25 protein-coding genes are annotated in these 25,900 nt (G+C 71.5%); 15 read left to right on the top strand and 10 right to left on the bottom strand.

Going from position 1 to position 25,900, the window contains the following annotated elements:
• Window positions 1–110: 110 nt before the first annotated feature.
• Both OG285_RS27080 and OG285_RS27075 read left to right on the top strand, forming a co-directional pair.
• Complete coding sequence (locus OG285_RS27080; protein WP_356825044.1) at window positions 111–323, top strand: hypothetical protein; 213 nt, start codon at window positions 111–113, stop codon at window positions 321–323.
• Window positions 324–466: 143 nt separating this feature from the next.
• Window positions 467–1,951, top strand: a complete 1,485-nt coding sequence (locus tag OG285_RS27075; protein WP_371792485.1) for a hypothetical protein — start codon at window positions 467–469, stop codon at window positions 1,949–1,951.
• Between the two features lie 91 nt (window positions 1,952–2,042).
• Here the strand turns inward: OG285_RS27075 and OG285_RS27070 are convergent, their stop codons facing one another.
• Entirely contained in the window at window positions 2,043–2,399 is a 357-nt protein-coding gene (locus tag OG285_RS27070; RefSeq protein WP_164264231.1) for an iron-sulfur cluster assembly accessory protein, read from the bottom strand.
• A gap of 313 nt (window positions 2,400–2,712) precedes the next feature.
• Between OG285_RS27070 and nadA the strand changes: the two genes are divergently transcribed.
• Window positions 2,713–3,903 (top strand): quinolinate synthase NadA, encoded by a 1,191-nt coding sequence (nadA, locus tag OG285_RS27065; RefSeq protein ID WP_371792484.1) that lies wholly within the window; start codon window positions 2,713–2,715, stop codon window positions 3,901–3,903.
• 123 nt (window positions 3,904–4,026) lie between these two features.
• Here the strand turns inward: nadA and OG285_RS27060 are convergent, their stop codons facing one another.
• Window positions 4,027–4,335 carry a hypothetical protein gene (locus OG285_RS27060; RefSeq protein ID WP_371792483.1) on the bottom strand — a complete coding sequence of 103 codons (309 nt, stop codon included), beginning with the start codon at window positions 4,333–4,335 and terminating at the stop codon, window positions 4,027–4,029.
• Between the two features lie 149 nt (window positions 4,336–4,484).
• Between OG285_RS27060 and OG285_RS27055 the strand changes: the two genes are divergently transcribed.
• From OG285_RS27055 to OG285_RS27045, 3 genes are read left to right on the top strand one after another with little or no spacing between them, the layout of a single operon-like run.
• Window positions 4,485–5,312, top strand: a complete 828-nt coding sequence (locus tag OG285_RS27055; RefSeq protein WP_371792482.1) for a Scr1 family TA system antitoxin-like transcriptional regulator — start codon at window positions 4,485–4,487, stop codon at window positions 5,310–5,312.
• Window positions 5,309–5,503: a DUF397 domain-containing protein gene (locus tag OG285_RS27050; RefSeq protein WP_371792481.1), complete on the top strand. Its 195-nt coding sequence runs from the start codon at window positions 5,309–5,311 to the stop codon at window positions 5,501–5,503. Before OG285_RS27055 ends, OG285_RS27050 begins: the two co-directional genes overlap by 4 nt.
• Before the next feature lie 13 nt (window positions 5,504–5,516).
• Window positions 5,517–5,711 (top strand): DUF397 domain-containing protein, encoded by a 195-nt coding sequence (locus OG285_RS27045; protein ID WP_371792480.1) that lies wholly within the window; start codon window positions 5,517–5,519, stop codon window positions 5,709–5,711.
• A gap of 101 nt (window positions 5,712–5,812) precedes the next feature.
• On the opposite strand, the gene OG285_RS27040 is transcribed toward OG285_RS27045, so the two are convergent.
• The 5 genes from OG285_RS27040 to OG285_RS27020 all read right to left on the bottom strand — a co-directional run bounded on the left by OG285_RS27040 (window position 5,813) and on the right by OG285_RS27020 (window position 12,399).
• Window positions 5,813–8,986, bottom strand: coding sequence for an efflux RND transporter permease subunit (locus OG285_RS27040; protein ID WP_371792479.1), 3,174 nt, complete (start codon window positions 8,984–8,986; stop codon window positions 5,813–5,815).
• Between the two features lie 154 nt (window positions 8,987–9,140).
• Window positions 9,141–9,821, bottom strand: a complete 681-nt coding sequence (locus OG285_RS27035) for a response regulator transcription factor (RefSeq protein ID WP_356825054.1) — start codon at window positions 9,819–9,821, stop codon at window positions 9,141–9,143.
• Window positions 9,818–11,080 carry a sensor histidine kinase gene (locus tag OG285_RS27030; RefSeq protein WP_356825056.1) on the bottom strand — a complete coding sequence of 421 codons (1,263 nt, stop codon included), beginning with the start codon at window positions 11,078–11,080 and terminating at the stop codon, window positions 9,818–9,820. Before OG285_RS27030 ends, OG285_RS27035 begins: the two co-directional genes overlap by 4 nt.
• 251 nt (window positions 11,081–11,331) lie before the next feature.
• Complete coding sequence (locus OG285_RS27025) at window positions 11,332–11,610, bottom strand: hypothetical protein (RefSeq protein ID WP_356825058.1); 279 nt, start codon at window positions 11,608–11,610, stop codon at window positions 11,332–11,334.
• A gap of 9 nt (window positions 11,611–11,619) precedes the next feature.
• Window positions 11,620–12,399 carry a PspA/IM30 family protein gene (locus OG285_RS27020; protein ID WP_356825060.1) on the bottom strand — a complete coding sequence of 260 codons (780 nt, stop codon included), beginning with the start codon at window positions 12,397–12,399 and terminating at the stop codon, window positions 11,620–11,622.
• A 289-nt stretch (window positions 12,400–12,688) separates the two neighbouring features.
• On the opposite strand from OG285_RS27020, the gene OG285_RS27015 reads away from it, so the two are divergent.
• The 3 genes from OG285_RS27015 (at window position 12,689) to OG285_RS27005 (ending at window position 15,274) form a co-directional block, all read left to right on the top strand.
• Window positions 12,689–13,285 carry a DUF3043 domain-containing protein gene (locus OG285_RS27015; RefSeq protein WP_356825062.1) on the top strand — a complete coding sequence of 199 codons (597 nt, stop codon included), beginning with the start codon at window positions 12,689–12,691 and terminating at the stop codon, window positions 13,283–13,285.
• Between the two features lie 59 nt (window positions 13,286–13,344).
• Window positions 13,345–14,079 (top strand): class I SAM-dependent methyltransferase, encoded by a 735-nt coding sequence (locus tag OG285_RS27010; protein ID WP_371793634.1) that lies wholly within the window; start codon window positions 13,345–13,347, stop codon window positions 14,077–14,079.
• Window positions 14,080–14,152: 73 nt separating this feature from the next.
• Window positions 14,153–15,274, top strand: coding sequence for a trypsin-like peptidase domain-containing protein (locus tag OG285_RS27005; protein ID WP_356825064.1), 1,122 nt, complete (start codon window positions 14,153–14,155; stop codon window positions 15,272–15,274).
• 84 nt (window positions 15,275–15,358) lie between these two features.
• Here OG285_RS27005 and OG285_RS27000 read toward each other — a convergent pair whose 3' ends face one another.
• Window positions 15,359–17,041 (bottom strand): IS1182 family transposase, encoded by a 1,683-nt coding sequence (locus OG285_RS27000; RefSeq protein WP_371791214.1) that lies wholly within the window; start codon window positions 17,039–17,041, stop codon window positions 15,359–15,361.
• A 133-nt stretch (window positions 17,042–17,174) separates the two neighbouring features.
• Window positions 17,175–17,408, bottom strand: coding sequence for a hypothetical protein (locus tag OG285_RS26995; protein WP_356825066.1), 234 nt, complete (start codon window positions 17,406–17,408; stop codon window positions 17,175–17,177).
• Between the two features lie 141 nt (window positions 17,409–17,549).
• Here OG285_RS26995 and OG285_RS26990 point away from each other — a divergent pair, with 141 nt between their 5' ends.
• The 4 genes from OG285_RS26990 (at window position 17,550) to OG285_RS26975 (ending at window position 22,667) form a co-directional block, all read left to right on the top strand.
• On the top strand, window positions 17,550–18,755 hold the full coding sequence (locus OG285_RS26990) for a bifunctional adenosylcobinamide kinase/adenosylcobinamide-phosphate guanylyltransferase (RefSeq protein WP_371792478.1): 1,206 nt from the start codon (window positions 17,550–17,552) through the stop codon (window positions 18,753–18,755).
• 85 nt (window positions 18,756–18,840) lie between these two features.
• Window positions 18,841–20,061 (top strand): nicotinate-nucleotide--dimethylbenzimidazole phosphoribosyltransferase, encoded by a 1,221-nt coding sequence (cobT, locus tag OG285_RS26985; protein WP_371792477.1) that lies wholly within the window; start codon window positions 18,841–18,843, stop codon window positions 20,059–20,061.
• A gap of 75 nt (window positions 20,062–20,136) precedes the next feature.
• Complete coding sequence (locus tag OG285_RS26980) at window positions 20,137–21,903, top strand: phosphatidylglycerol lysyltransferase domain-containing protein (protein WP_356825072.1); 1,767 nt, start codon at window positions 20,137–20,139, stop codon at window positions 21,901–21,903.
• Window positions 21,900–22,667, top strand: coding sequence for a hypothetical protein (locus tag OG285_RS26975; protein WP_356825074.1), 768 nt, complete (start codon window positions 21,900–21,902; stop codon window positions 22,665–22,667). Before OG285_RS26980 ends, OG285_RS26975 begins: the two co-directional genes overlap by 4 nt.
• Here the strand turns inward: OG285_RS26975 and OG285_RS26970 are convergent.
• Window positions 22,556–23,335: a hypothetical protein gene (locus tag OG285_RS26970; RefSeq protein ID WP_356825076.1), complete on the bottom strand. Its 780-nt coding sequence runs from the start codon at window positions 23,333–23,335 to the stop codon at window positions 22,556–22,558. The genes OG285_RS26975 and OG285_RS26970 overlap by 112 nt on opposite strands.
• A gap of 68 nt (window positions 23,336–23,403) precedes the next feature.
• Between OG285_RS26970 and OG285_RS26965 the strand changes: the two genes are divergently transcribed.
• Together OG285_RS26965 and OG285_RS26960 are read left to right on the top strand one after the other, a co-directional pair.
• On the top strand, window positions 23,404–24,168 hold the full coding sequence (locus OG285_RS26965; protein WP_371792476.1) for an adenosylcobinamide-GDP ribazoletransferase: 765 nt from the start codon (window positions 23,404–23,406) through the stop codon (window positions 24,166–24,168).
• Between the two features lie 172 nt (window positions 24,169–24,340).
• Window positions 24,341–25,873: a leucyl aminopeptidase gene (locus tag OG285_RS26960; RefSeq protein WP_356825080.1), complete on the top strand. Its 1,533-nt coding sequence runs from the start codon at window positions 24,341–24,343 to the stop codon at window positions 25,871–25,873.
• The last annotated feature ends 27 nt before the right edge of the window (window positions 25,874–25,900 follow it).

Below are 25,900 nucleotides of genomic sequence, written 5' to 3'. Positions count from 1 at the left end.
GAGGGAGGCTGACACCTCACGCTACCGGTTCGTCCCTCTCCGCTCTAAGGGAGGAAACTACCCGATAGTAGGGCTTTCTCCGCAGGCCACCCCGTGCCTACGGTGGCGATATGCCGAACTCCATCGCGCCACACCCCGCAGCCCCGTCCGAGTCCGAAGCCGACCTGACCGATCTGCGCGGCGACTGCGCGCGCATGGCACCGCACTGGGTGGTGCCCGTGGGGCCCGCGCCCACGCCCGTATCCCCGTCCCTGATCCACGGGGTCAGGGTGCCGCCCGCCTCCGCGCGACTGATCGACGGCATGTCCGAGTACGGGGACTGAGCGGCACCGCCCGAGCACCAGCACCAGCGGTACCGCGGACAACTGAGGGAACCGTGCGCTCCGCCGCCCCGTCCCACCCCTGTTCCCCCGGACGGGGGAACGCCACATGGCAGTGGACGGCAGCGGAGTCGAAGGAGCATGCGGTGAGCAGCGAGCGACCCGAGCACGACACGGCACGTCCCCGTCGGCGGCGGTCCCCCGCCGCCGTCACCTCGGTCGCGGCAGCGGTGCTGCTGGCGGGAGGCGGCGGGGCCTACTGGGCGGCGACCGCGGCGGGCCACGACAACGGCGGCGCGGAGACCAGCGGCGCCCCCGGCGGCACCACGGACCCGCCTCCCCTGGCGCTGGACCAGTCGGCGCGGAGCGGCGGCGCCCCGGGCATCGCCCCGGGGGAACCGGACCCCCGGGGCCCCGTCTACCGCGCCGACGGGACCTTCCCGGACCCGCCGAAGAGCGCTCCGGTGTACCGCGCCGACGGCACCGTGAGCGCCGCCGACGTAACCCGGCTGGCCCATGCGCTCGGCGTGCCGGGGACACCGCGGCTCGTGGGCACGGACTGGAAGGTGGGCGCGGCCAAGGACGGTACGGGCCCGCTGCTCCAGGTCGCCCGGCAGGCCCCCGGCACCTGGACGTTCACCCGGTTCGGCAGCGGCGGCAGCGACAACTGCCCGCAGGGGAAAGGCTGTTCCTCCGGCGGGAGCGCGTCGGCCGGCGGCGGCAAGGCCGTGAGCGAGCGGGCGGCGAAGGCCGCGGCCGCCCCGCTGCTGAAGGCGCTCGGCGAGAGTGACGCGAAGGTCGACGCCGGGCGGGTGATGGGTTCGGTGCGGGTGGTGAACGCCGACCCGAAGATCGGCGGGCTGCCCACGTACGGCTGGACGACCGGGCTCCAGATCGGAGCGGACGGCCGGCTGACGGGCGGCAGCGGCCCGTTGAAGGCTCCCGTCAAGGGGGCCGGGTATCCGCTGATCGGCGCGGCCGACGCGCTGAAGCGGCTGAACGCTCCCACGGCCGGGGCCACAGGCTCCGGGGGCTGCGCCACCATGGAGCCGCTCACCGAGCGCTCGGCCTCCGGCGCCGGTACGGACGCCGAGCGCACCGCCACCACGGGCACGGCGGGTGCGCCGCCCTCACCGTCCTGCGCCCCCTCGTCCAAGGCCCCGGGATCCCGGGCGGTCACCGTGAGCCACGCGGAGCTGGGGCTCGCGATGCGGCTGGCCGGAGGGCGGCAGGTCCTCGTCCCCTCATGGCTGTTCGAGACACGGCCCGCGGGTACGGCCGGACCCGGCACGGTCACCGCACCGGCGGTGCCGGACCGCTATCTGGCGACGCCGGAGCCGCCCGCCGACGGGAACCGGCCGGGAGGTTCGGACCAGACCCCGACGGCCTACCGCGCGGAGGGCCGGACCCTGACCCTGCGCATCATGGGCCAGGTGTGCGGCCGGTACGGCATCCGGACCACCGAGAACAGGAACACGGTGCGGGTGGCACTGAGCGCGCCGGCCCGGAAGCCGGGGAAGGTCTGCCCCGACATCATCGCCTCGGTGACGCAGAAGGTGGCGCTGGAGCAGCCGCTGGGGAACCGGCAGGTCGTCAATGCGTCGACCGGTGACCCCGTACCGCGGATGTGAGCCGGGAGGGGTGACACCGGAGAGGTGACACGACAGCGGCGGCGGCCCCGGATGTCCGGGACCGCCGCCGCTGGGCGCTTTGCCGAGAGGCTCAGCTGAACGAGTCGCCGCAGGCGCAGGAGCCGGTGGCGTTCGGGTTGTCGATGGTGAAGCCCTGCTTCTCGATGGTGTCCACGAAGTCGACGGAGGCGCCGCCCAGGTACGGGGCGCTCATCCGGTCGGTGACGACCTTGACTCCGCCGAAGTCCTTGACCACGTCGCCGTCGAGCGAGCGCTCGTCGAAGAAGAGCTGGTAACGGAGGCCGGAGCAGCCGCCGGGCTGAACGGCCACGCGGAGCGCGAGGTCGTCACGGCCCTCCTGGTCGAGCAGGGCCTTGACCTTGGACGCGGCGGCGTCGGACAGGAGGATGCCGTCGCTCACCGTGGTCTTCTCGTCCGATACGGACATCTGCTTCACTCCCGGGATGGGGTCTCCCCGCCGAGGCAGGGGAAGTACGGACTGCTTGCCGACCATTGCAACCGGCAGGGCCACGGATTCATTCCGGGCCTGGCACTTCTCTTTGCCCCTTCATGCTCGCACACCCCTTCCGTCGCGTCACAGAACCGGGCGCCCAGGGATACGTCACATTGACGAGATTGACATCGTCAATGTGACGTGAAGCAGCTATGATAAATAGCGTCATTTAGACGAGAAGGCCCCGGTGTCAGCACCGGCTCCACCGGGAGCGGCACAAGCCGCACGTATTTCTTGAGAAGAAAGGGTGCGTGTCGTGACCACCGCCCAGCCCCGTCAGGATCTCGATGTACAGCCCTCGCCGCTCGCGCTGCTGCTGCTCGGCCGCGAGGCCGACCCGAAGAGCGAGCGCGGTGTGGAGTGCCCGGGCGACCTGCCCTCCCCGTCCGACCCTGACCTGGTGGAGCGCGCCCGCGCCGCCAAGGAGAAGCTCGGGGACAAGGTCTTCGTGCTCGGCCACCACTACCAGCGCGACGAGGTCATCCAGTTCGCCGACGTGACCGGCGACTCCTTCAAGCTCGCCCGCGACGCGGCCGCCAGGCCGGAGGCCGAGTACATCGTCTTCTGCGGCGTGCACTTCATGGCCGAATCGGCGGACATCCTGACCACCGACGACCAGAAGGTCGTGCTCCCGGACCTGGCGGCGGGCTGCTCCATGGCCGACATGGCCACCGCCGAGCAGGTCGCCGAGTGCTGGGACGTACTGACCGACGCCGGTATCGCCGACCGCGTCGTGCCCGTCTCGTACATGAACTCGTCCGCCGACATCAAGGCCTTCACCGGCCGGCACGGCGGCACGATCTGCACGTCGTCGAACGCGAAGCGGGCCCTGGAGTGGGCCTTCGAGCAGGGCGAGCAGGTCCTCTTCCTCCCCGACCAGCACCTGGGCCGCAACACCGCGGTACGGGACCTGGGGATGTCGCTCGACGACTGCGTCCTCTACAACCCGCACAAGCCGAACGGCGGCCTCACCGCCGAGCAGCTGCGCGGCGCGAAGATGATCTTGTGGCGCGGGCACTGCTCGGTGCACGGGCGGTTCTCGCTGGACTCGGTGAACGACGTCCGTGAGCGGATCCCCGGCGTACGGGTGCTGGTCCACCCCGAGTGCAAGCACGAGGTCGTCTCGGCGGCGGACGAGGTCGGCTCGACCGAGTACATCATCAAGGCACTCGACGCGGCGCCCGCCGGCTCGAAGTGGGCGATAGGGACCGAGCTCAACCTGGTGCGCCGGGTGGCCAACGCGCACCCGGACAAGGAGATCGTCTTCCTCGACAAGACGGTGTGCTTCTGCTCCACCATGAACCGGATCGATCTGCCGCATCTGGTCTGGACGCTGGAGTCGCTGGCCGAGGGCAACCTGGTGAACCGGATCGAGGTCGACCCGGAGACCGAGAAGTACGCGAAGCTGGCGCTGGAGCGGATGCTGGCGCTGCCGTAGGGATTGCGGCAGGGGGTTGCTGCTCACGGCATGGCGTAGTGAGCAGCAACCGCCGTTCGGTTCCATCCCTATGGCAATCGCCGAGGCTCTCAGTGGGGCCGCCTGAAGCTCACCACCCCGCCGTCAACCGGCGTTCCCGCCGCTCTCCAGCCGCCCGCCCCGGCTCTCCGCGATCCGCAGGGTGTCCCCCAGCGATTCGGCGAGCCGGGTGCCCGCGAAACGTAGCTCCCGCTCCCCCACCACGGTCTCCGCGAACAGCTCCCGGGCCTGCTCCAGTACGTACTCGGCCGAGGCGATCATGTCGGCCTCCAGTTCGTCGGCCATCCGGGAGAGGTGACTGTCCGGGTTCGCCGTGCTCAGCCAGCACGGGCCGCCGCGCTCGTTGGTCCACGGGAGCAGTCGCAGGGCCCGGCCCTGTCCGTCGAACATCATGTCGGTCGCTACCTCCGGAGCAGGCCCTCTGGCGCACCGCACGAGAGGGTGGTTACGGTGTGTGCCGCAATCGTCGCCCTGGGAGACCCCGCCCCAACAGGGTGCCGCTGTCCCGGCCTTGGGAACGGGACACACGAAAGGCACGCACCGTGACGTTCAAGCCCCAGCCCCTCACCCCGTACCTCTCGGCCCGCCACTACTTCGGCTCCGAACAGCGCCGCCACCGCGAGCGGGCGGACCTGTCGCTCGTACAGCTCGCGGGCATCGTGAACTCCAGCAAGAGCACGCTGGCCCGGATCGAGACGGCCGACCTGATGCCGCCGCCGGATATTCCCAGCCGACTGGACATGGCCTTCGGGACGGATGATCATTTTTGCGGGCTCTATGAGCTCGCCCGGCGCGAGATCCACCCCGACCAGTACCAGCGGTACATGGACTTCGAGTTTCGGTCCGAGGTGATAGAGCAGTTCGGCGCGCAGGCGATGCCGGGGCTGCTGCAGACCGAGGAGTACGCGCGCACGTTCCTCCGTTGCCAGGAGGACCTGAGCGCCGAACAGGTCGAGGAACGCGTCACCGCACGCATGTCGCGACAGGAGCGACAGCGTTCGGAGAACCCGCCGTTCCGGTGGGCGATCATCGACGAGGGCGTACTGCGCCGGCAGATGGGCAGTGCGGCCTGCATGCGTGAGCAACTGGCTTCGCTGCTGGAGCAGGTGGATACTCCGAACAGTAAAGTTCAGGTGATGCCGTTCAGTGCGGGACTTCACTCGCTGCTGGGGGGCGCGCTGACTCTGCTGGCCCTGCCCGACGGCACTTCGGTGGCATACGAGGAGGGCATCCAGGCCGGTCATCTCTACGAGGATCCGGCCGCGGTGAAGAAGTGGCGGCGGCAGTACGACGTACTGCGTGCCAACTCCCTCCCCCTGGCCGAGTCGGCGAAACTGATCCGGACCGCGATGGAGGGCTACCGACCATGACCCACTCCCCCGAGCTGAGCACCGCCCACTGGCGCCGCAGCAGCTACAGCAATTCCAATGGGGGCGAATGCGTCGAGATCAGCGAGGACTTCCCCGGCGTCGTCCCCGTACGCGACAGCAAAAACCCCACCGGCCCCGCGCTCATCGTCCAGGCCCCGGCCTGGAGCGCGTTCGTCTCCACGCTCAAGTAGAGGGCTACCGACCATGACCCACTCCCCCGAGCTGAGCACCACCCACTGGCGCCGCAGCAGCTACAGCAACACCAACGGGGGCGAATGCGTCGAGATCAGCGAGGACTTCCCCGGCGTCGTCCCCGTACGCGACAGCAAGAACCCCACCGGCCCCGCGCTCATCGTCCAAGCCGCGGCCTGGGGCGCGTTCGTCTCCTCGCTCAAGTAGCAAGCAGGGCTCAAGCAACAGCGCTCAAGCAGCAAGCGGAAACCCGAAGGGGCCTGTCCCACACGCTCGTGTGGGACAGGCCCCTCGTCATGCCGGGCGGGTCAGACGTTGGCCGGCTCCGGCTCGTCCGACGACGAGTCGGCGCCCGCCGGGTCCACGTCGCCCGACTTCTTCTCGCGCTTGGCCGCCTTCTTCGCCGCGCGGCGCTCCTTGCGGAGCTCCACCAGGGCGTAGAGCGTCGGCACAAGGAGCAGCGTCAGCAGTGTCGAGGTGATCAGACCGCCGATCACCACCACGGCCAGCGGCTGCGAGATGAAGCCGCCCTCGCCGGTGACGCCCAGCGCCATCGGGAGCAGCGCGAAGATCGTCGCCAGTGCGGTCATCAGGATCGGCCGCAGACGGTGCCTGCCGCCCTCCACGACCGCCTCGACCACGCCGAGGCCCTGCGAGCGGTACTGGTTGATCAGGTCGATCAGCACGATCGCGTTGGTGACCACGATGCCGATGAGCATCAGCATGCCGATCATCGCCGGGACACCCATCGGGGTGCCGGTGATGAGCAGCAGGCCGATGGCGCCGGTGGCCGCGAACGGGATCGAGACCAGCAGGATCAGCGGCTGGATCAGCGAGCGGAACGTCGCCACGAGGAGCATGAAGACGATCGCGATGGCGGCCAGCATGGCCAGTGCCAGGTTCTTGAACGCGCTGCTCTGGTCGGAGGAGACGCCGCCGATCTCGACGGTCGCTCCGCTGGGCAGCGCCTTCTTGATGTCGTTGATCTTCGACTGGAGCGCGGTGGTGACCGCGCCCGTGTTGTCACCGGTCGGCTTCGCCGTGATCGTCGCGGCGCGGGCGCCGTCGATACGGGTCATCGAGACCGGTCCGGGGACCAGCCTCACCGTGGCGATGTCACCGAGCTTGACCGGGCCGAGGCTGAGGTTCCTCAGCTGGGCGAGGGTGGTGGCCGGCTGCGCCGACTTCACGACGACGTCCCGCTCGGTGTCGTCCAGGATCATCTTGCCCGACGTGGTGCCCTGGACCGCCTGGCCCACGGCCGCGCCCAGCGTCGTCTCGTTGTAACCCGCCGCGGCTGCCTTGTCGTTGGTCTTCACCGAGATGCGCGGCACGCTCTGCGAGAGGTCGCTCTCCACGTCCTTGACGTGGTCGAGCCCGGCCACGGCGGCCCGTACCTGCTCGGACGCCTTCTTGAGGGTGTCGCCGTCGCCCGCCTTGACCACGACGCTGAGGTCCTGGTCGCCGAAGCCGCCGCCGCTTCCGACGCTGGCATCGCCGATGCCGTGCAGCCCCGCGAGGCCCTTCTCGATACGGTCCTGGGTCTTGTCGTAGTCCGACGCGTTCTTCAGCGTCACCTGGTACGAGGCCTGGTTGGCGCCCGTACCGCCGCCGAAGGCGGCGGCGAAGCCGGAGGAGCCGACCGTGACCTGGTAGTCCTTGATCGTGTCGACGCCGTCGAGCACCTTCTCGACCTTCTTGGCCGCGGTGTCGGCGGCCTGCAGGCTGGTGCCCGGGTCGAGCTTCTGGGTGAGCGACAGGGTGTCCTGGTCGCCCTGGTCGAAGAAGTTGGTCTTGAGCAGCGGCGCCATGCCGAAGGTGGCGATGAGCACCACGGCCGCGATGACCAGGCTGGTGATACGGCGCCGGGTCGCGAAGCGGAGCACCGGGACGTAGAAGCGCTGGAGCCGGCTGCGCTCCTCCTTCTCCTCGGCCCTGCGGCGCAGCTCCTCCGGGTCGACGCCCGCCGAGCCCTTGGGGGCGCGCAGGAACCAGTACGAGAAGACCGGGACCACCGTCAGCGAGACCAGCAGCGAGGCGAGCAGCGCCGCGGTGACCGTGATGGAGAACGAGCCGAACAGCTGGCCCACCATGCCGCCGACGAGGCCGATCGGCAGGAAGACCGCGACGGTCGTCAGGGTGGAGGACGTGACCGCGCCCGCGACCTCCCGGACCGCGCCGATGATCGCCGCCTGGCGCTCCTCGCCGTAGCTCAGGTGCCGCTTGATGTTCTCCAGGACGACGATCGAGTCGTCGACCACCCGGCCGATCGCGATGGTCAGCGCGCCGAGGGTGAGCACGTTGAGCGAGAGGTCGCGGGTCCACAGCACGATCAGCGCCAGGAGCACCGAGAGCGGGATGGAGAGCGCGGTGACCAGGGTGGAGCGGAGCGATGCCAGGAAGATCAGGATGACGATCACGGCGAAGAGGAGGCCGAGCGCGCCCTCGGTGGTGAGGCCGGAGATCGACTTCGAGACGGACGGGCCCTGGTCGAAGATGACCTTCAGGTCGCTGTCGGAGCCGAGGGTCTTGCGCAGCTCGGGGAGCTTGTCCTTGACCGCGTCGGAGATGGCTACGGCGCTGCCGTCCTGGTCCATCGTCAGCGAGAGGGAGAGGCTGGGCTTTCCGTCCGTACGCGTGATGGACACCGCGCTCGCGGGCTGCTCGGCGACCTTGGCGATGTCACCGAGGCGAACCGGCTTCGGCGCCTGGCCGCCCGCGGACGCACCGCCCGGCGCGGGCTGGCCGGTGACGCGCAGGTCCTCGATCTGCTTCAGCGAGGTGTAGCCGCCGCCGACCTGGACCGTGCGGCTCTTGCCGTCCTCGGAGAACGCGCCAGCCGGGAGCGTGGCGCCGCCCGCCTGGAGTGCCTGGCTGAGCGTCGCCGCGTTCAGCCCGGCGCCGGCCAGCTTCTTGGAGTCGGGGGTGACGGTGACCTGGAGATCCCGCACACCGTCGACGCTGACCTGGCCGACGCCGTCGATGTTCTGGAGGACCGGGACGACCGAGCGGTCGAGCTGGTCGGAGAGCGCCTGCTGGTCCTTGTCGGAGGTGACGGCGAGGACGACCGTCGGGATGTCGTCGGTCGAACCGGCGACGACCTGGGGGTCGACCGAGTCGGGGATCTTCACCCGGGCCCGGTTCACGGCCTGCTGGACATCGGCGACGAGCTGCTTGGTGCCGTTGCCGTAGTCGAACTGGGCCATGATCACGGCGTTGCCCTCGCTCGCCGTGGAGGTGACGCCCTTGATGCCGTCGACAGCCTTGATGGTGTCTTCGAGCGGCTCGACGACCTGCTTCTCGACCACGTCGGGGGACGCGCCCTGGTACGGGGCGAGCACCGACACCATCGGCAGTTCGATGGTGGGCAGCAGCTGCTGCTTGAGCTGCGGTATCGCGATAGCGCCGAAGACGACGGCGACGATCGATATCAGCCCGATCAGGGCCCGTTGCGCGAGGCTGAATCTGGACAGCCAGGACATGGGGTCTCTCTTCTGTGGCGTGCGAGGCAGGTGGAGCCGAAGGTATGAGGGGCACGTGTGGCCCACCCCTACCTTCAGCCATCCCGCAGGCCGGATTCGTCGCTCCCAGGTGCCCTACTTATCCGGCGCATACCGCAGCTGGAGTATGCCGCCGCTACGCCCTTGGGTGGACCAGGCCCGATTCATAGGCTATTACCACCAATTGGGCCCGATCGCGGGCCCCGAGCTTGGCCATCGCCCGGTTCACGTGGGTCTTGACGGTGAGGGGGCTGACGGCCAGCCGCTCGGCGATCTCGTCGTTGGAGTGGCCGCCGCCGACCTGGACGAGGACCTCCCGCTCGCGGACGGTGAGCGCGGCGAGCCGTCCCGCGTACGCCTCGGGGGCCGATCCGTCCGAACTGCCGCCCTGGGCAAGGAATCGCGCGATGAGCCCCTTGGTGGCCACCGGGGAGAGCAGCGCCTCGCCCGCCGCCGCGATACGGATCGCGCTGAGCAGCTCCTCCGGCTCCGCGCCCTTGCCGAGGAACCCGGACGCACCGGCCCGCAGGGACTGGACCACGTACTCGTCGACCTCGAAGGTCGTGAGCATCACCACGTGCACCGCGGTGAGTTCGGGGTCGGTGCTGATCATGCGGGTGGCGGCGAGCCCGTCCGTGCCGGGCATCCGGATGTCCATCAGGACGACGTCGGGCGCCTCCGAGCGGGCGAGGGCCACCGCCTGCGCGCCGTCCGCCGCCTCCCCGACGACTTCCATGTCGGACTCCGAGTCCACCAGCACCCGGAACGCGCTGCGCAGCAGCGTCTGGTCGTCGGCGAGCAACACCCTGATCGTCATACGTCCTCCCCCGCTCCGGCCGTGACCGGCAGTATCGCCTGTACGCGGAAGCCGCCGCCGTAGCGGGGCCCCGCTGAGCAGGAGCCGCGCAGCGCGACCGCCCGCTCGCGCATCCCGATCAGACCGTGGCCCCCGCCGTCCGCCGCCGTACGGTACCCGGTGCTCTCCGGCCCGGCCGCTCCGTCCCGGCCCGCTCCGTCGTCGAGGACGGTGACCTCCACGGCGGGGCCCACCCGCACCACGCTGACCTCGGCCCTGGCGCCGGGACCGGCGTGCTTGCGCACGTTGGTCAGCGCCTCCTGGATGATCCGGTAGGCGGCCAGGTCGACGGCGGCCGGCATGGCGGTCCGCTCGTGGTTGCAGGCGACCTCCACCGGCAGGCCCGCGTTGCGGAAGGTGTCGACCAGCTCGTCGAGCACCGCGAGTCCCGGCGCCGGTTCGGTGGGCGCCTCGGGGTCACCGGACTGGCGCAGCAGGCCGACGGTGGCGCGCAGTTCGTTCAGCGCGGAGCGACTGGCCTCCCGTACGTGGGCGAGGGCCTCCTTGGCCTGGTCGGGGCGCTTGTCCATGACGTGGGCGGCCACCCCGGCCTGGACGTTGACCAGGGCGATGTGGTGGGCGACGACGTCGTGGAGGTCGCGGGCGATCCGCAGCCGCTCCTCGGCGACCCGGCGTCCGGCCTCCTCCTCGCGGGTGCGCTCCGCCCGCTCGGCGCGCTCCCGGATGGCGTCGACGAAGGCGCGGCGGCTGCGTACGGCATCGCCCGCCGCCGACGCCATTCCGGTCCAGGCGAAGATGCCGAGGTTCTCCTGCGAGTACCAGGAGGTCCGGCTGAAACACATCGCCGAGGCGGTCAGCACGGCCATGGTCAGCAGCCCGACCCGCCAGGTGGTGGGGCGGTCGGTGCGGGAGGCGACCGTGTAGAGCGCGATGACCGCGCTCATCGCCACCGGCGCGGGCGGCTCACCCGCGACCAGCTCGACCATGGTCACCGCGCCGGTCACCGCGAGCACGGGCATCGGACTGCGGCGACGCAGCACCAGGGCGGCGGCGCCCACCACCATCAGGACGACGCTGCGCAGCTCCGGGCTCCTGGTGCCGAAGGTCGGCCCGTCGGGGCCGCCGGTGTCGGCGAACGAACCGGTGATCATGCAGACGAGCACGGCCAGGGCCAGTACGGCGTCGAGCGCCAGCGGGTGGGCGCGCAGCCAGCCGCTGGCCCGGGCGTAGCGGGTGGCGGCTTTCGACGGTGGGTTCACGTCCAGCAACGGTACGGCGTGCCGCGGAATGGTCCGGCCGGTCCGCCGGACCCGCACCCCACCCGCCGGATTCCACGCACAGGACCCCACACGCACAGCACGCCGCACACAGCACGGCGCCCCGTCCTGTTCCGTCCCCTCGGCGGGAGGGGGCGGGACGGGACGGGGCGCCGGACAGGCTCCGCCGGAGTGGTCCGGGTGGCCGGGAAGCGGCTGGCCCGGCAAGCGGCTCAGGCCAGGACCAGGGCGGCTCAGCCCGGGATCAGACCGTCGTCGTTGAGCATGTCCCTGACGTCTGCCAGTGTCGCGTCGGCGGGCGGCAGGATCAGCTCCGACGGGGCCAGGGAGTCGTCGGGAAGCGGCGTTCCCAGCTCCCTGACCTGGTCGAGCAGGGCGTGGAGTGTGCGACGGAAACCGGCTTCGTCGCCGCCCTGCACCTCGACGAGCAGGTCGTCGTCCAGCTTGTTGAGCTCCGTGAGGTGGCTGTCGGCCAGCTCCATCTGGCCTTCACCCATGATCCGTACGATCATGACGCGTCCCTACTGCTTGTCCAGATTCGGATGGGGCTTGTCCTGCGGCTCACTGCCTTCGATGGCCTGCTGGGACGAGGACGACCCGCCTGCCAGCTCGGCCTTCATGCGCTGCAGTTCCAGCTCCACATCCGTACCACCGGAGATCCGGTCCAGCTCGGCGGAGATGTCGTCCTTGCCCATGCCGGACTGGTCGTCGAGGGCGCCGGAGGCGAGCAGCTCGTCGATCGCGCCGGCCCTGGCCTGCAGCTGGGCCGTCTTGTCCTCGGCCCGTGCGATGGCCTGGCCGACGTCGCCCATCTCCTCGGAGATGCCCGAGAAGGACTCGGCGATCCGGGTCTGCGCCTGCGCCGCCGTGTAGGTGGCCTTGATGGTCTCCTTCTTCGTACGGAAGGCATCGACCTTGGCCTGCAGACGCTGGGCGGCGAGAGTGAGCTTCTCCTCCTCGCCCTGCAGCGTCTGGTGCTGCGTCTCCAGGTCGGTGACCTGCTGCTGCAGCGCGGCACGGCGCGACAGCGCCTCCCGGGCCAGGTCCTCACGGCCCAGCGCGAGGGCCTTGCGTCCCTGGTCCTCCAGCTTGGTGGACTGTCCCTGCAACTGGTTCAGCTGCAGTTCGAGACGCTTGCGCGAGGTGGCCACGTCGGCGACCCCGCGGCGCACCTTCTGCAGCAGTTCGAGCTGCTTCTGGTACGAGTAATCGAGGGTCTCGCGCGGATCCTCGGCCCGGTCCAGGGCCTTGTTGGCCTTCGCGCGGAAGATCATTCCCATACGCTTCATGACACCGCTCATGGGCTTCGCGCGCCCCCTTCTGACGGACTACAGCTCCAGCACTTGAACCCACACTACGGGGCCTACATCCATTACCGCACTGTTCAGGAGCGGATGCGCTCCTCCTCCAGGACGACCTGAGGCGATTCCGCTCCCGCGCAGGGAGTAGGGACGCCTCAGGGAAAGCCCCGGAGGACCGTCGGAAAAGGTGCGGGGAGCTCTTCCGGGGAGTGCGCGCCCGGCAGACCGTTGCGGGATCGTTCCCCCTCGGTCCTGGTGCCCCGCACAGCACCCCGTACCCTTGGGCTTTGTGTTCCGAAGCCGCGCCAATGAAGAGAAGGTCCGCACCTCCAAGGTGACGCCGGACCTCTCCAAGCAGCCCCGCGACCCGCAGGCCCCCAAAGGTCGCCCCACCCCGAAGCGGAATGAGGCGCAGTCCCAGCGACGCCGCGCGGTCACTCCCACGACCGACCGCAAGGAGGCCTCCAAGCGACAGCGCGAGGTCCGCCGTGCGGACATGGCGAAGCAGCGTGAGGCTCTCGCCAGCGGCGACGAGCGCTATCTGCCGGCCCGGGACAAGGGCCCGGTCCGCCGCTTCGCGCGGGACTACGTGGACTCGCGCTGGTGCCTCGCCGAGTTCTTCCTGCCGCTCGCCGTGGTCATCCTGGTCCTGAGCGTCATCCAGATGCCGGGCGTGCAGAGCATCGCGCTGCTCCTCTGGCTCATCGTGATCGTGCTGATCATCATCGACTCGGCCGGCATCTGGTTCCGGATGAGGAAGCAGATGAACGAGCGCTTCCCGAACGAGCCCAAGCGCGGCGCCCTGGCCTACGGCCTGATGCGTACGCTCCAGATGCGCCGGATGCGCCTGCCGAAGCCGCAGGTCAAGCGCGGAGAGCGGCCCTGAACACGGGCGTCTCGCGGTTCGAGGGCGCTTCGGCCGCATGGCTGAAGGGCCTGGGAGGGCTGCGCAACACCGTCCGCCAGGAGCTCGTCGCGCGTCAGCTCGACGAGCAGCTTGCGGCGCGTTTCCCGGTGGGGCAGCGGCTGCGGATCCTCGACGTCGGAACGGGACAGGGCACCCAGGCCCTGCGCCTGGCCCGGGCCGGGCACACGGTGACCGGCCTGGAGTCCGACCCCGGGATGCTCAAGGTGGCCCGTGAGGCGCTGGCCACCGAGCCCGAGGGCATCCGTGCGCGGATGCGGCTGCTGGACGGCGACGGCCGGGAGACCGGTGCGCACTTCCTGCCCGGCAGCTTCGACGTCGTGCTCTGCCACGGCGTCCTGATGTACGTCCAGGAGCCGGACGCGATGCTGGCCGGGCTGGCCCGGATGCTGGCACCCGGCGGGCTGCTCTCCCTGCTCGTACGGAACGCCGACGCCCTGGCCATGCGGCCTGGGCTGTCCGGTGACTGGTCCACCGCGCTGACCGCCTTCGACAGCGCCACGTACGACAACAGGCTCGGCCTGACGGTGCGCGCCGACCGCCTCGAAGCGCTCACCGCCACCCTGGCCGGGATCGCCGCCCCCCTGCACGCCTGGTACGGGGTCCGGGTCTTCACGGACAACGTGGGCAACGACGAGGAGCTGCCGTCCGCCCACGAGCTGGACCGACTGCTGGCGGCCGAGGACCGCGCCGGGCGCACCGAGCCGTACAAGAGCGTGGCGGCGCTGCTGCATCTGTGCGGTGTACGGGGCTGACGCCCGCCGGGCCCTCCCCTGATCGGCGGCGCACCGCAGGCAGACCCCGCTTGGCAAAAGCGACACTACGGACATGGATTCCTCCCGTACCCGTGGCCGTGTCCGTAGCCGTGTACGCCGGCTGCTGCTGCCGCTGACCGCAGGAGTCTGTGGCGTCGCCCTGGTCGGCGGCTGCTCAGGTTCCGGTTCGTCGTCCGGCCCCGCCCCCGGCTCCGGTCCTTCCTCGTCGTCCTCGGCCGGCTCCGGGACCGCCGCCGCCCCGGCCACCGGCGGGGACGCCCTGCAGAGCAACTACGAGCAGGTGATCAAGAACGTCCTGCCCTCGGTCGTCCAGATCGAGTCGGGCAACGACCTCGGCTCGGGCATCGTCTACGACAGCAAGGGCGACATCGTCACCAACGCCCATGTGGTCGGCAAGGCCAAGCAGTTCAAGGTCACGTCGGCCACCGGCGGCGGCCAGCTGCACGCCCGGCTCGTCTCCAGTTACCCCGCGCAGGATCTCGCGGTCATCAAGCTCGACAAGGTGCCGTCCGGGCTGAGGGCCGCCTCCTTCAGTCAGTCGTCCAAGGTCGACATGGGGAAGATCGTGCTCGCGCTGGGCTCGCCGCTCGGGCTCTCCAGCAGTGTCACCCAGGGGATCGTCTCCGCCACCGGACGCACCGTCAGCGAGGGCAGCTCCGGCGGCGGCACCGGGGCCACCATCGGGAACATGGTGCAGACCTCGGCCGCGATCAACCCCGGGAACAGCGGGGGCGCGCTGGTCGGCCTGGACGGGAAGGTCATCGGCATCCCCACCCTGGCGGCGACCGACCCGCAGCTGGGCAGCGGCGCCGCGCCCGGCATCGGCTTCGCCATCCCGGCCTCGATGGTGACCAACATCGCGGACCAGATCATCAAGGACGGCAAGGTCAGCAACTCGGGCCGGGCCGCCCTGGGGATCACCGGGCGCACTGTCGTGGGCGCCGACTCCCAGCCCGCGGGGGTCGCGGTGGTCGCCCTCACGAAGGGCGGTGCGGCGACCTCCGCCGGACTGCGAACCGGGGACGTCGTCACCCGGTTGGCCGCCACCCCGGTCACGTCACTGACAGCGCTCTCCGAGGCGCTGGCCTCGTACAAGCCGGGGCAGAAGGTCAAGGTCGGCTACGAGCGCGACGGCCGCGCGAAGACGGCCGAGGTCACGCTCGGCACGATGTAGACCCGGGGACGGAAAGCAAGCCGGGGTCAGCGGGCGGGAGTCCGGGGCCGCGGACAGGGGCGGGCCCGTGCGGGATGCTGTTGGTCAATTCCGTCCCTGGTGCTTCGCCCCGTCGGCTGGTTGGTCGGCGGGGCGAAGTTTTGCGAAGTGGCTGACGCGGGTGCGGGCTCGTGGGGCGTCGGTGTGGTGGGCGTCGATGCGGATGAGGTTGATCGCGGCGCCGGTGAGTTGGTGCTGGAGGCTGGTTTTCGTCAGCCCGCGGTAGCGGGTTCTGCGCAGGTCGCAGCGCCCGACTGCTTGGGAGATGGTGCCTTCGACGCCGGCGCGGACCTGGTAGCGCTGCTTCCAGGCGTCGGTGTGCTGTTCGGCGCGGCGGTCGTGGATCGCCTGGTGTTCCTCGCGGGGACGCAGCATGATCTCGCGGCGTTGTCCGGTGGGTGAGCCCAGGCAGTCGGTGCGGTGCGGGCAGGGGCGGCATTCGCTGTGGCGGAACCGGACGCGGATCACCGCTCGGCCGCCTGAGTCGGTGCGGGGATACCACTGGGTGGTGGTGACGTCGCCGGGGCAGGTCACCTGTTCTCCCTCCCAGTCGATGGTGAACGCGTCAAGGCTGTAGGGGCCGTCGGACTGGGTGGTGGTGTTGTCGGCGAGGGGTCCTTGCAGGTCGACGCCGTGGGTGTGGCGGGCGGTGACGATCTGGGCGGCATTGGGGTAGCCGGCGTCCACCCAGTGCTCGGCTGGCAGGCAGCCCCGGTCCGCCAGGGCCGCGTGGATGTCCGCCGCCATGATGCTGTCGGGCACGGTGGCCACTGTGGTGGCCACGTTGGTGATCAGATTCGGGACACCGGGCTCGCAGGTCTCGGTGAGGTGGACCTTGTAGCCGTCCCACATCGTGTCCCGCTTGACCCCGACACGGGCCTCCGGGTCATAAGGGTTGACCAGGCGCAACGCGCCCGGCGGGCGGTCTTTTGGGCCCCGTCGCCTCACCTCGCCCTCCACCCGGTGGAAGTGCTGGACCCAGACCTGGCGCAGGATCTCCACCTCGTCCAGTGCGCGCACGGCCGCGGGCGCGTCAGCAGCGAAGACCGCTTCCAGCAGGAGGGTGCCGTCCCGCCCGATTCGCGACCCCACCTCGTCCCGCTTGGTGCGGGCCTTGGGGAACCTGGTGTCCTCGGCCCTGGCCGCGTAGTGCCTGAACCAGTCCGGCTCCGCAACCTCGGACAACCAGCCCGGAGCGGCCTGAGCCAGCGCGTTCAACGCCGCCCGCAGCGTCTCGGCCACCTGCTCCAGCCAGCACAGTTCACGCGCCGACGACAGCACATGCGTGGAGTCGGTACGGGCCCGGCCCGCGCTCTTCAGCAGCCCCTTCTCCCGGGCGGCAGCCAGCACACCATCCAAGACACGGCGCCCGCCATCCGCTCCAGCCAGCCGGTCCCGGAACTCCGACAACACCGAGAAATCGAAGCCCGGATCGTCCAGCCGCAGCCCGAGTGCGTACTTGTAATCGATCCGTGCTCGCACCGCCTCCGCGGCCTGCCGGTCGGTCAGTCCTTCCACGAACTGCAACACCGACACCAGCCCCAGCCCGCCCGGCGACCAAGCAGGCCGGCCCCGCGAGGCAAACAGGTCCGCGAACTCCTCATCCGCGAACAGCACCCCCAGCTCGTCCCGCACCCGGATCGCCAGACTCCCCTTCGGGAACGCGGCCCGGGCCACCCGCACTGTCTCTACCGGAATCTCCCCCGGCCCCTTCGGCTGCATCGACATCAACATCCACCCCATACGACAACGTCGGCCTTCAAGACCACAACCAGGTCTTGAAGGCCGACGTCACGCAGAGGGACGGAATTGACCAACAGCATCCGTGCGGGCGCCGCCCCTCACCGCTTCCGGAACGGCCTCAGGCCTCCGGGCCCGCCGCGTCGGCCGCCTCCTGCGGGTGCAGGCTCATCGGGCCGTAGATCTTGGTCGCGTCCTCGAAGAGCGTCACCTGGTCGGCGCCGCCCTCGGCGAGCTCCTTCCACACCTCGCCGACCCAGGACTCCGCGTCGCCCTGCGTGGTGAACTCATCGGGCGCCACCGCCGGCTGGGTCTCCGTACCGTCGGACTTCTCGAACCGCCACGTCCATGCCATGTCCGCCTCCTGGATGCCACGCTGCTGCCACGCTGTCTTCGGCCCGCCGGGATCCCGGTTCGGGTCTCCCCGGCGGGTTCACAGCCTGCTGGCAGCGTAGCCGGGCGAGCACCGCGAGCGGCCGCGCGGGAGGATCTTCCTGTGGAACTCACTCTCCTCGGCACCGGTGCCCCCGACGGCCTGCCCCGTCCCGACTGTCCCTGCGCCGTCTGTGCGGCAGCCCGGGGCGACCGGGCGCGGGCGGCGACCGCGCTGCTCGTCGACGGCGTACTGCTGCTCGACCTCACTCCGGGGGCCGCGCTGGCCGCCGCACGCGCCGGGCACTCGCTGGCCGGCGTACGCCAGGTGCTGCTCACCCATCCGCACGGCGGCCCCCCGGTGGAGCTGCCGGCCGGGCTGCCGCCGGCCGGCCGGGTGGCCGACGGACGGGTGCTGACGCTGATCAGCGGGCACCGGGTGCGGGCGGTCCCGATGGACTCCCCCGGTACCGGGTACGAGGTGACGTCGCCGGATGGCGACTGGCTGCTGTACCTGCCGCCCGGCGCCTCACCGGCCGGACTCCCGGACGTCAGCCCGGCCCCGTACGACATGGTGCTGGCCGATGTCGTCGGGCGCCCGGACGCCCTGGCCCGGCTGCGGGCGACCGGGGCCGTCGGTGCCACCACCGATGTCCTGGCCGTCCACCTCGATCACGAGGTACCGCCGGGTCCGGAGCTGGCGAGACGGCTGGCCGCGGCGGGGGCGCGGGCGGTGCCGGACGGCACGACGCTGATCGTCGGCGAGTACCACGCGGTGCCCGATCTGCCGCGCCGCACGCTGGTGCTCGGCGGGGCCCGCTCGGGGAAGTCGGTGGAGGCCGAGCGGCGCCTGGAGGGCTTCCCCGGCGTCGTGTACGTGGCGACGGGCGGCAGCCGCGACGGCGACGCCGAGTGGGCGTCCCGGGTGGGGCTGCACCGCGAGCGCAGACCGGGGTCCTGGCGGACCGAGGAGACCTGCGACCTGCTGCCGCTGCTGGCGCGGGACGGCGGACCGCCGCTGCTGATCGACTGCCTGTCGCTGTGGCTGACCGACGCGATGGACCGGGTGGGCGCCTGGGACGACGAGCGGTGGGCGGACGGCGGCGAGCGGGCGCTGCACGCGCGGGTGAGCGAGCTCGTCGCCGCGGTCCGGGCCACCCGGCGCATGGTCGTCGCCGTCAGCAACGAGGTGGGCTCGGGTGTGGTGCCCGCGACCGCTTCGGGGCGGCGCTTCCGGGACGAACTGGGGCGGCTGAACGCGGCCTTCGCGGCCGAGTGCGAGCACCTTCTGCTGGTCGTCGCCGGGCAGGCGATGGTGCTGCGCGGCTGACCGCACGGTCCGGTGACCGGGCGCACAGCGGAACGCGGGGGGCGCGCGGCGCCCGGCCGGGGAGGCTGCCGGTACTGTTCGGCGAATGAGCTCGCTGAATCTCGACGACTTCTCCGATCTGATCGAACGCCCCGACAGCGGCGTACGGCGCGAAGCCGAGGAACGCCGGGAGCGGCTGGCCGTCCCGCCCGGCGCGCTCGGCCGGCTCGACGAGCTGGGTGAGTGGCTCTCGGCGGCGCAGTCCGCGGTGCCGGTCAGGCCGGTCGACAACGTCCGCGTGGTGCTGTTCGCGGGCGATCACGGTGTGGCCGGACTCGATGTGTCCGCGCGGCCCGCCAGGAGCGCGCACGTGCTGGTGCGGGCCGTGCTGGACGGGGAGAGCCCGGTCGCGGTGCTGGCCCGCCGGCTCGGACTGCCGGTCCGGATCATCGACGCCGGTCTCGACTGCGACCCGGCACTGCTGCCCGAGGACGTCGTACGGCACCGGGTGCGGCGCGGCACCGGGCGGATCGACATCGAGGACGCCCTCACCGTGGACGAGGCCGAGCAGGCCGTACGTCTCGGCATGGCCATCGCGGACGAGGAGGCCGACTCGGGCACGGACCTGGTCGTGCTGGGCGATCTGAGCGTCGGCGGCACCACGGCCGCGGCCACGCTGATCGCCGCGCTCTGCGGCACGGACGCCTCGGTCGTCACCGGGCGCGGCGGAGCGGCCATCGACGACCTGGTCTGGATGCGCAAGTGCGCGGCGGTCAGGGACGCGCTGCGCCGGGCCCGCCCGGTCCTCGGCGACCAGTTGGAGCTGCTCGCCACGGTCGGCGGCGCGGACCTGGCCGCGATGACCGGGTTCCTGCTCCAGTGCTCGGTGCGGCGGCTGCCGGTGATCCTCGACGGGGTGGTCTCGGCCGCGTGTGCGCTGGTGGGGCAGCGGGCAGCCTTCCGCGCCCCCGAATCCTGGCTGGCCGGCCAGGTCAGCGGTGAACCGGCCCAGGCGAAGGCGCTGGACCGGATGGCGCTCACCCCGCTGCTCGACCACGGCGTGACGGTCGGCGAGGGCACGGGGGCGCTGCTGGCGCTCCCGTTCGTCCAGGCGGCGGCGGCACTGGCGGCGGAGCTGCCGGAGCGCCCGGACGGCGTCGAAGGCGCGGGCGGCGTGGAGGGCTCCGAGAGTGCGGGCGACGCCGGGAGCGCGGGTGGCGCCGGTGCCGCGGCCGACGGGGATCCGGCCGGAATCGCACCGAACTCCGCCGGGAACGACGCGACTTCGATGGCGTCGGGGCCATCGGCGGGAGACAGTGGGGAGTAGTACCGCGGCCGGCGGCCTGCCGTCGGCCACAGCAGGTCCCGGCAGGACACCCGGCGCCCCATATCATCGCTTTTCATGGGAGAAGTCCGTACATCTGCCGGGGGTACCCCCCTGACCACGGTCCGCTCGCGCCGCTGTGCGGCATTCGCTGTCTGGTATCTGCGCGCCGTGACGTTCATCAACCTGCTGGGTGCCGCATGGGTCTCACTCGGCCAGGATCTGCGGCGGCACAACACCGAGTACTTCTTCACTCCCTATCTGCTCACCGCGGGCTTCGCCTCGGGCGCCTTCGCCCTCTTCCTGGCGATCACCATGCGCCGCCGCAAGCGGGCCGCCTGGCTGCTCAACCTCGTCCTGGGCGGACTCTTCCTGCTGGTCCTCGTGCTCGCCATGTGCTTCCCGGAGTTCCGCAGGTACGCGCAGAACTGGGTCTCGCTGGTGCTGACCGCCGCCTTCGTCGTGTCGCTGCTGATCGGCAGGCGGGAGTACTACGCCAAGGGCGACCGCTCCAACCCGAAGCTGGCCGCCGCCGTGGCCGTGGGCGGGCTGCTGGCCTGCTCGCTGCTGGCCTCGCTGCTCGTCACCGTCGCCAACACGGCCCACGACACGTACCGTTCGACGTTTCTGGACCGCTGGCGGTACGGCGTGATGCGGCTGATCTCACTGGTCCCCGACGACTCGCGCATCCAGGGCATCGAGACCCCCGCCTGGGTCGACGTCTTCATCAACGTCCTCTCCACCCTGCTGCTGCTCGCGGTGCTGTTCGCCGCCTTCCGCTCCCGGCGCGCCGTCGACCCGCTCACCCCGGACGACGAGGAGCGGCTGCGCGCCCTCCTGGACAAGCACGGTGAGCGCGACTCGCTCGGCTACTTCTCGCTGCGCCGCGACAAGAGCGTCATCTGGTCCCCCACGGGCAAGGCCGCGGTCGCCTACCGGGTGCTGGGCGGGGTCTCGCTCGCCTCCGGGGATCCGATCGGCGATCCGGAGGCCTGGCCGGGGGCGATCGAGCCGTGGCTCGCCGAGGCGCGCGAGCACGGCTGGCTGCCCGCGGTGATGGGGGCGAGCGAGGAGGCCGGCACGGTCTACGCCCGGCACGGACTCGACGCGCTGGAGTTCGGCGACGAAGCCATCGTGGACACCGGTGAGTTCACCCTGGAGGGCCGGGCCATGCGCACGGTCCGCCAGGCGTACAAGCGGGTGCAGCGCGCCGGGTACACGGTCCGGATCCGGCGGCACGAGGAGATCCCCGAGGCCGAGATGGAGCACCTGCTGCGCCGGGCGGACGACTGGCGCGACGGCGCCACCGAGCGGGGGTTCTCGATGGCGCTGGGACGGCTCGGCGATCCGGCCGACGGCCGCTGCATGATGCTCGAATGCCGGGACGGCGAGGGCGAGTTGCGTGCCGTGCTCAGTTTCGCGCCCTGGGGGCCCGAAGGGGTCTCGCTGGATCTGATGCGCCGGGACCGGGAGGCCGAGAACGGTCTGATGGAGTTCATGATCATCGAACTCCTGCAACAGGCGAAGGAGATCGGGATCACTCAGATCTCACTCAACTTCGCGATGTTCAGATCGGTCTTCGAACGTGGCTCGAAGCTCGGGGCCGGCCCCGTACTGAGGCTCTGGCGCTCGTTCCTCACCTTCTTCTCACGGTGGTGGCAGATCGAGTCGCTGTACCGCGCCAACGCCAAGTACCGGCCGATCTGGGAGCCCCGTTTCATGCTGTTCGAGAAGAGCGCGGATCTGCTGCGCATCGCTGTCGCCTCGGCGCGCGCCGAAGGCTTCCTGGAGGCCCCGGGGCTGCCCGGGTGGCTGCACCGCAAGCCGCTCGGGACCAGACGGTGAACCGGGGCGCCCTGCGCGCCGCGGCCCGCCGCGAGTGGGGGCCGCTGTTCACCGCCGTACGGACGGCGCTCGTCGCCCGGAAGTGGCGCGCCGTCCCGCTGACGCTCGGCGCCGTCGTCCTGACCGCGTGTTTCCAGGCCGTGCAGAACCAGTCGTGGGGGCTGCGGCCGGTGCAGGACATCGGGTTCGTCCGGGCGATGGACCCCCTCTGGCTCGCACTGCTGCGCACCCCGCTCTCGCTGTTCGTACCGGCGCTGGACCTGCCGGTCTGGGGCGCGCTGCTCCAGATCCTGCTGGTGTTCGGCATCGCGGAGATCTGCATCGGCTGGTGGCGGACGCTGCTGATCTCGTACGTCACCACACTCGCCGGGACCCTGTACGCCCGCGTCGCGATCTCGCTGGGGCCCGGCAGCGGCCTCGGCGTGAAGGCATCGGACGCGCTGATCGTCGACACCGGGCCGTCGGCCGCCGTGGTCGGTCTCGCCGTCTTCGTCTGCTGGCGGCTGGGCGCCCGGTGGACGGCGGGCGCGGTGATCGTGGGCATGGTCCTGGAGCTGGTCGTCAAGGACAACCTGGCGGGCAAGGAGCATCTGGCGGCGATCCTGACCGCGCTGGCGCTCTGCGCCCTGGCGGCCTGGCGGGACCGCCGGCTTCAGCGGGGCGGGCCGCCGTCCCCTCCGGGCAGCGTGGTCCGGTCCGGGTCGGGGGCTCCGCCGATGAACTCCTCAAGCCGGCGCCGGGGGCCCGCCCAGCGCCTGTCGTGACGGTAGGCGCGCCGGATCGCCCGGGCACGGGCCCGGTGCCGGTGGCGGTAGAACCGCTTGGCCCACGGGGACACCGGCCGGGCCAGCCGCACGGCGCCGACCAGCGCGACGAACGGGATCACCGCGCCGATCAGGGCGGTCCGGGGTTTGCCCTTGCTCAGCGCGATGAGCGCGAACGCGAAGTTGAGCGCGGCGTTCACCGCGAACACCCCGCGGTCCTGGGCCTCCTGGGGCGACAGCTCATTGACGCCGAACGGCAGGAAGCCGCCCAGGATCAGCCCCACCAGGGCCGCGGTGAGCACCACGATCTCGACGCTCTTGCGGCCCTGTTCGCTCCAGTACACGTCGGCGAGGTGGAGGAGCAGGGCGAACTCGTCGAGGACCAGGCCCGCCCCGGTGCCGAAGATGACCGCGCAGACCGCGGCGCCCACCCCGTACCGCCCGCTGGCCACCGCGCCGAAGCCGCCGACGATCACCAGGATGACGCCGGGCACCACATGGTGGATGTGCATACCGCCCGGGGTCACGTTCCGGAACGGGCCGCGGCCGGCGCGGATGAGCCGGGCGACGGACCGCACGGCCACGAAGGACAGGACGAAGGAGAACAGCGCCAGCGTCAGCGGGAGCTTGCCCGGTTCCACGATGTTCCGCGCCCACCAGTGACCCATGCCACCCGCTTCCCTTTTGACTGTTACGGGCAACTTATCCGCCCGCGGCAGCGGATAGCCTGCGCGCCATGGACGGCATACGTTTCGCCTTCGGCACGCTCACGGTCCTCCCGGTCCGTGTGACGCGCTGGGACCGGGCCGCGGCGCGCTCGGGCATGCTCTGCGCCCCGCTGGCCGGCCTGGTCGTGGGGGCGTGCGCGGCGGCGCTCGGCGCACCGGTGCTGCTGCTCGGACCGGGTCCGCTGCTCGCGGCCGTAACGAGCACAGCCGTACCTGCGGTGCTGACCCGCGGCCTGCATCTGGACGGGCTCGCGGACGTCGCCGACGGACTCGGCAGCGCGAAGCCGGCCGAGAACGCGCTGCGCGTCATGAAGCAGTCGGACATCGGCCCGTTCGGGGTGGTGACGCTGGTCCTCGTCCTGCTCGCCCAGGTCGCCGCGCTGGACCGGCTGTACGGGGAGGGCTGGGCGCACGGAGCGGCCGGCGCGGTCGTCTGCGCGCTCGCGGCCAGGCTGGCGCTGACGCTCGCCTGCCGCCGGGGCGTACCCGCCGCCCGCCCGGACGGGCTGGGCGCGGCGGTGGCCGGGACCGTACCCACAGGGGCCGCGCTGGGAGCGGCCGTTGGCGTCACCGCGGTGTGCGCGGCGGCCGGCGCGCTCCTCGGACCGTACGGGGCGCTGCGCCACGCACTCGCCGTGCTGCTGGCGCTCGGCGCGGCCCAACTCCTGCTGCGGCGCTGCGTGCGCCGCTTCGGCGGGGTGACCGGCGACGTCTTCGGGGCGCTGGCCGAGACGGCGGCGACGGCGGCCCTGCTGGTGCTGACGTTCGGATAGCGGGAGCGTCCCGGCCGCGCCGTTCCGGCCGGTCCGGGGCCCCGCTTTATTTGCTGCTCTGTCTAATAAGCAGCCCGCGTGGGCGATTTCCGTCACCGAGCGTAGGCTCTGCGGCGGGGCGGCCCCATCCATCGGCCACCGACCAACTCAACGGAAGCGAGATTTCACCACCGTGACTGCTCTCACTCTCAGCACGGCCGGCGCCGCGACGCTGCGCGCCGACGCCGTCGTCGTAGGCGTGGCGAAGGGCGCCAAGGGCCCCGTGGTCGCACCGGGCGCCGAAGCCGTGGACAAGGCGTTCGGCGGGAAGCTCGCCGCCGTTCTGGAGACCCTGGGTGCCACCGGCGCCGAGGGCGAGGCGACCAAGGTCCCCGCGCCCGCCGGCCTCAAGGCCCCGGTCGTCCTGGCCGTCGGGCTGGGCGCCGTACCGGACAAGACGGATGCGGGTGACGCCGGGGACGGCGAGTACGCCGAGGAGACGCTGCGCCGCGCCGCCGGTGTCGCCGCCCGGGTGCTGGCCGGTGCCAAGAAGGCCGCCTTCGCGCTGCCCGTCACCGCCGCCGAGGACGTCCAGGCGATCGGCGAGGGCGCGCTGCTCGGGGCGTACGCCTTCACCGCGTTCCAGGCCGTCCCCAAGGACGCCAAGGGTCCGCTCGGCGAGGCCGCCCTGCTGGGCGCCAAGCCGCGGGACAAGGCGCACAAGGCCGCCGCCGAGCGCGCCGTGGCCGTCGCCGAGGAGATCAACCGCGCCCGCGACCTGGTCAACACCCCGCCGAACGAGCTGAACCCGGCGTCCTTCGCCGCTGTCGCGACCGCGGCCGGCAAGGAGCACGGCGTCAAGGTGCAGGTGCTCGACGAGAAGGCGCTCGCCAAGGGCGGCTTCGGCGGCATCCTCGGCGTCGGTGTCGGCTCGGAGGCCCCGCCGCGGCTGGTGAAGCTCTCGTACACGCACTCCAAGGCGGAGAAGTCACTCGCCTTCGTCGGCAAGGGCATCACGTACGACTCGGGCGGCATCTCGCTCAAGCCGGCCGGCCACAACGAGACGATGAAGTGCGACATGGCCGGCGCCGCCGCCGTGTTCGCCGCCGTCGTCACCGCCGCGCGGCTCGGCCTGCGGGTCAACGTGACCGGCTGGCTGGCGCTCGCCGAGAACATGCCCTCCGGCTCGGCCACCCGCCCGGGCGACGTGCTGCGGATGTACAGCGGCAAGACCGTCGAGGTCCTCAACACCGACGCCGAGGGCCGGCTGGTGCTGGCCGACGCGCTGGCGAAGGCCTCCGAGGAGACCCCGGACGCGATCGTCGACGTGGCGACACTGACCGGCGCGATGATGATGGCGCTCGGCAGCCGCACCTTCGGCATCATGTCGAACGACGACGCCTTCCGTACCGAGCTGCACGAGATCGCGGAGGAGGTCGGCGAGCCGTCCTGGCCGATGCCGCTCCCGGCCGACCTGCGCAAGGGCATGGACTCCCCCACCGCCGACATCGCCAACATGGGCGAGCGGATGGGCGGCGGCCTGGTCGCCGGTCTGTTCCTGAAGGAGTTCGTCGGCGAGGGCATCACCTGGGCCCACCTGGACATCGCGGGTCCTGCCTTCAACGAGGCGGGCCCCTTCGGGTACACCCCCAAGGGCGGCACCGGCTCGGCGATCCGCACCCTGGTGCGCCTCGCGGAGCGCACCGCCGACGGCGACCTCGGCTGATCCGCGCCACCGCACCTCCCGTACGGC

Source organism: Streptomyces sp. NBC_01471 (genome assembly GCF_041438865.1).
In the GTDB taxonomy this organism is placed as follows: Bacteria; Actinomycetota; Actinomycetes; order Streptomycetales; family Streptomycetaceae; genus Streptomyces.
This window is presented reverse-complemented; position numbering and strand designations above follow the sequence as displayed.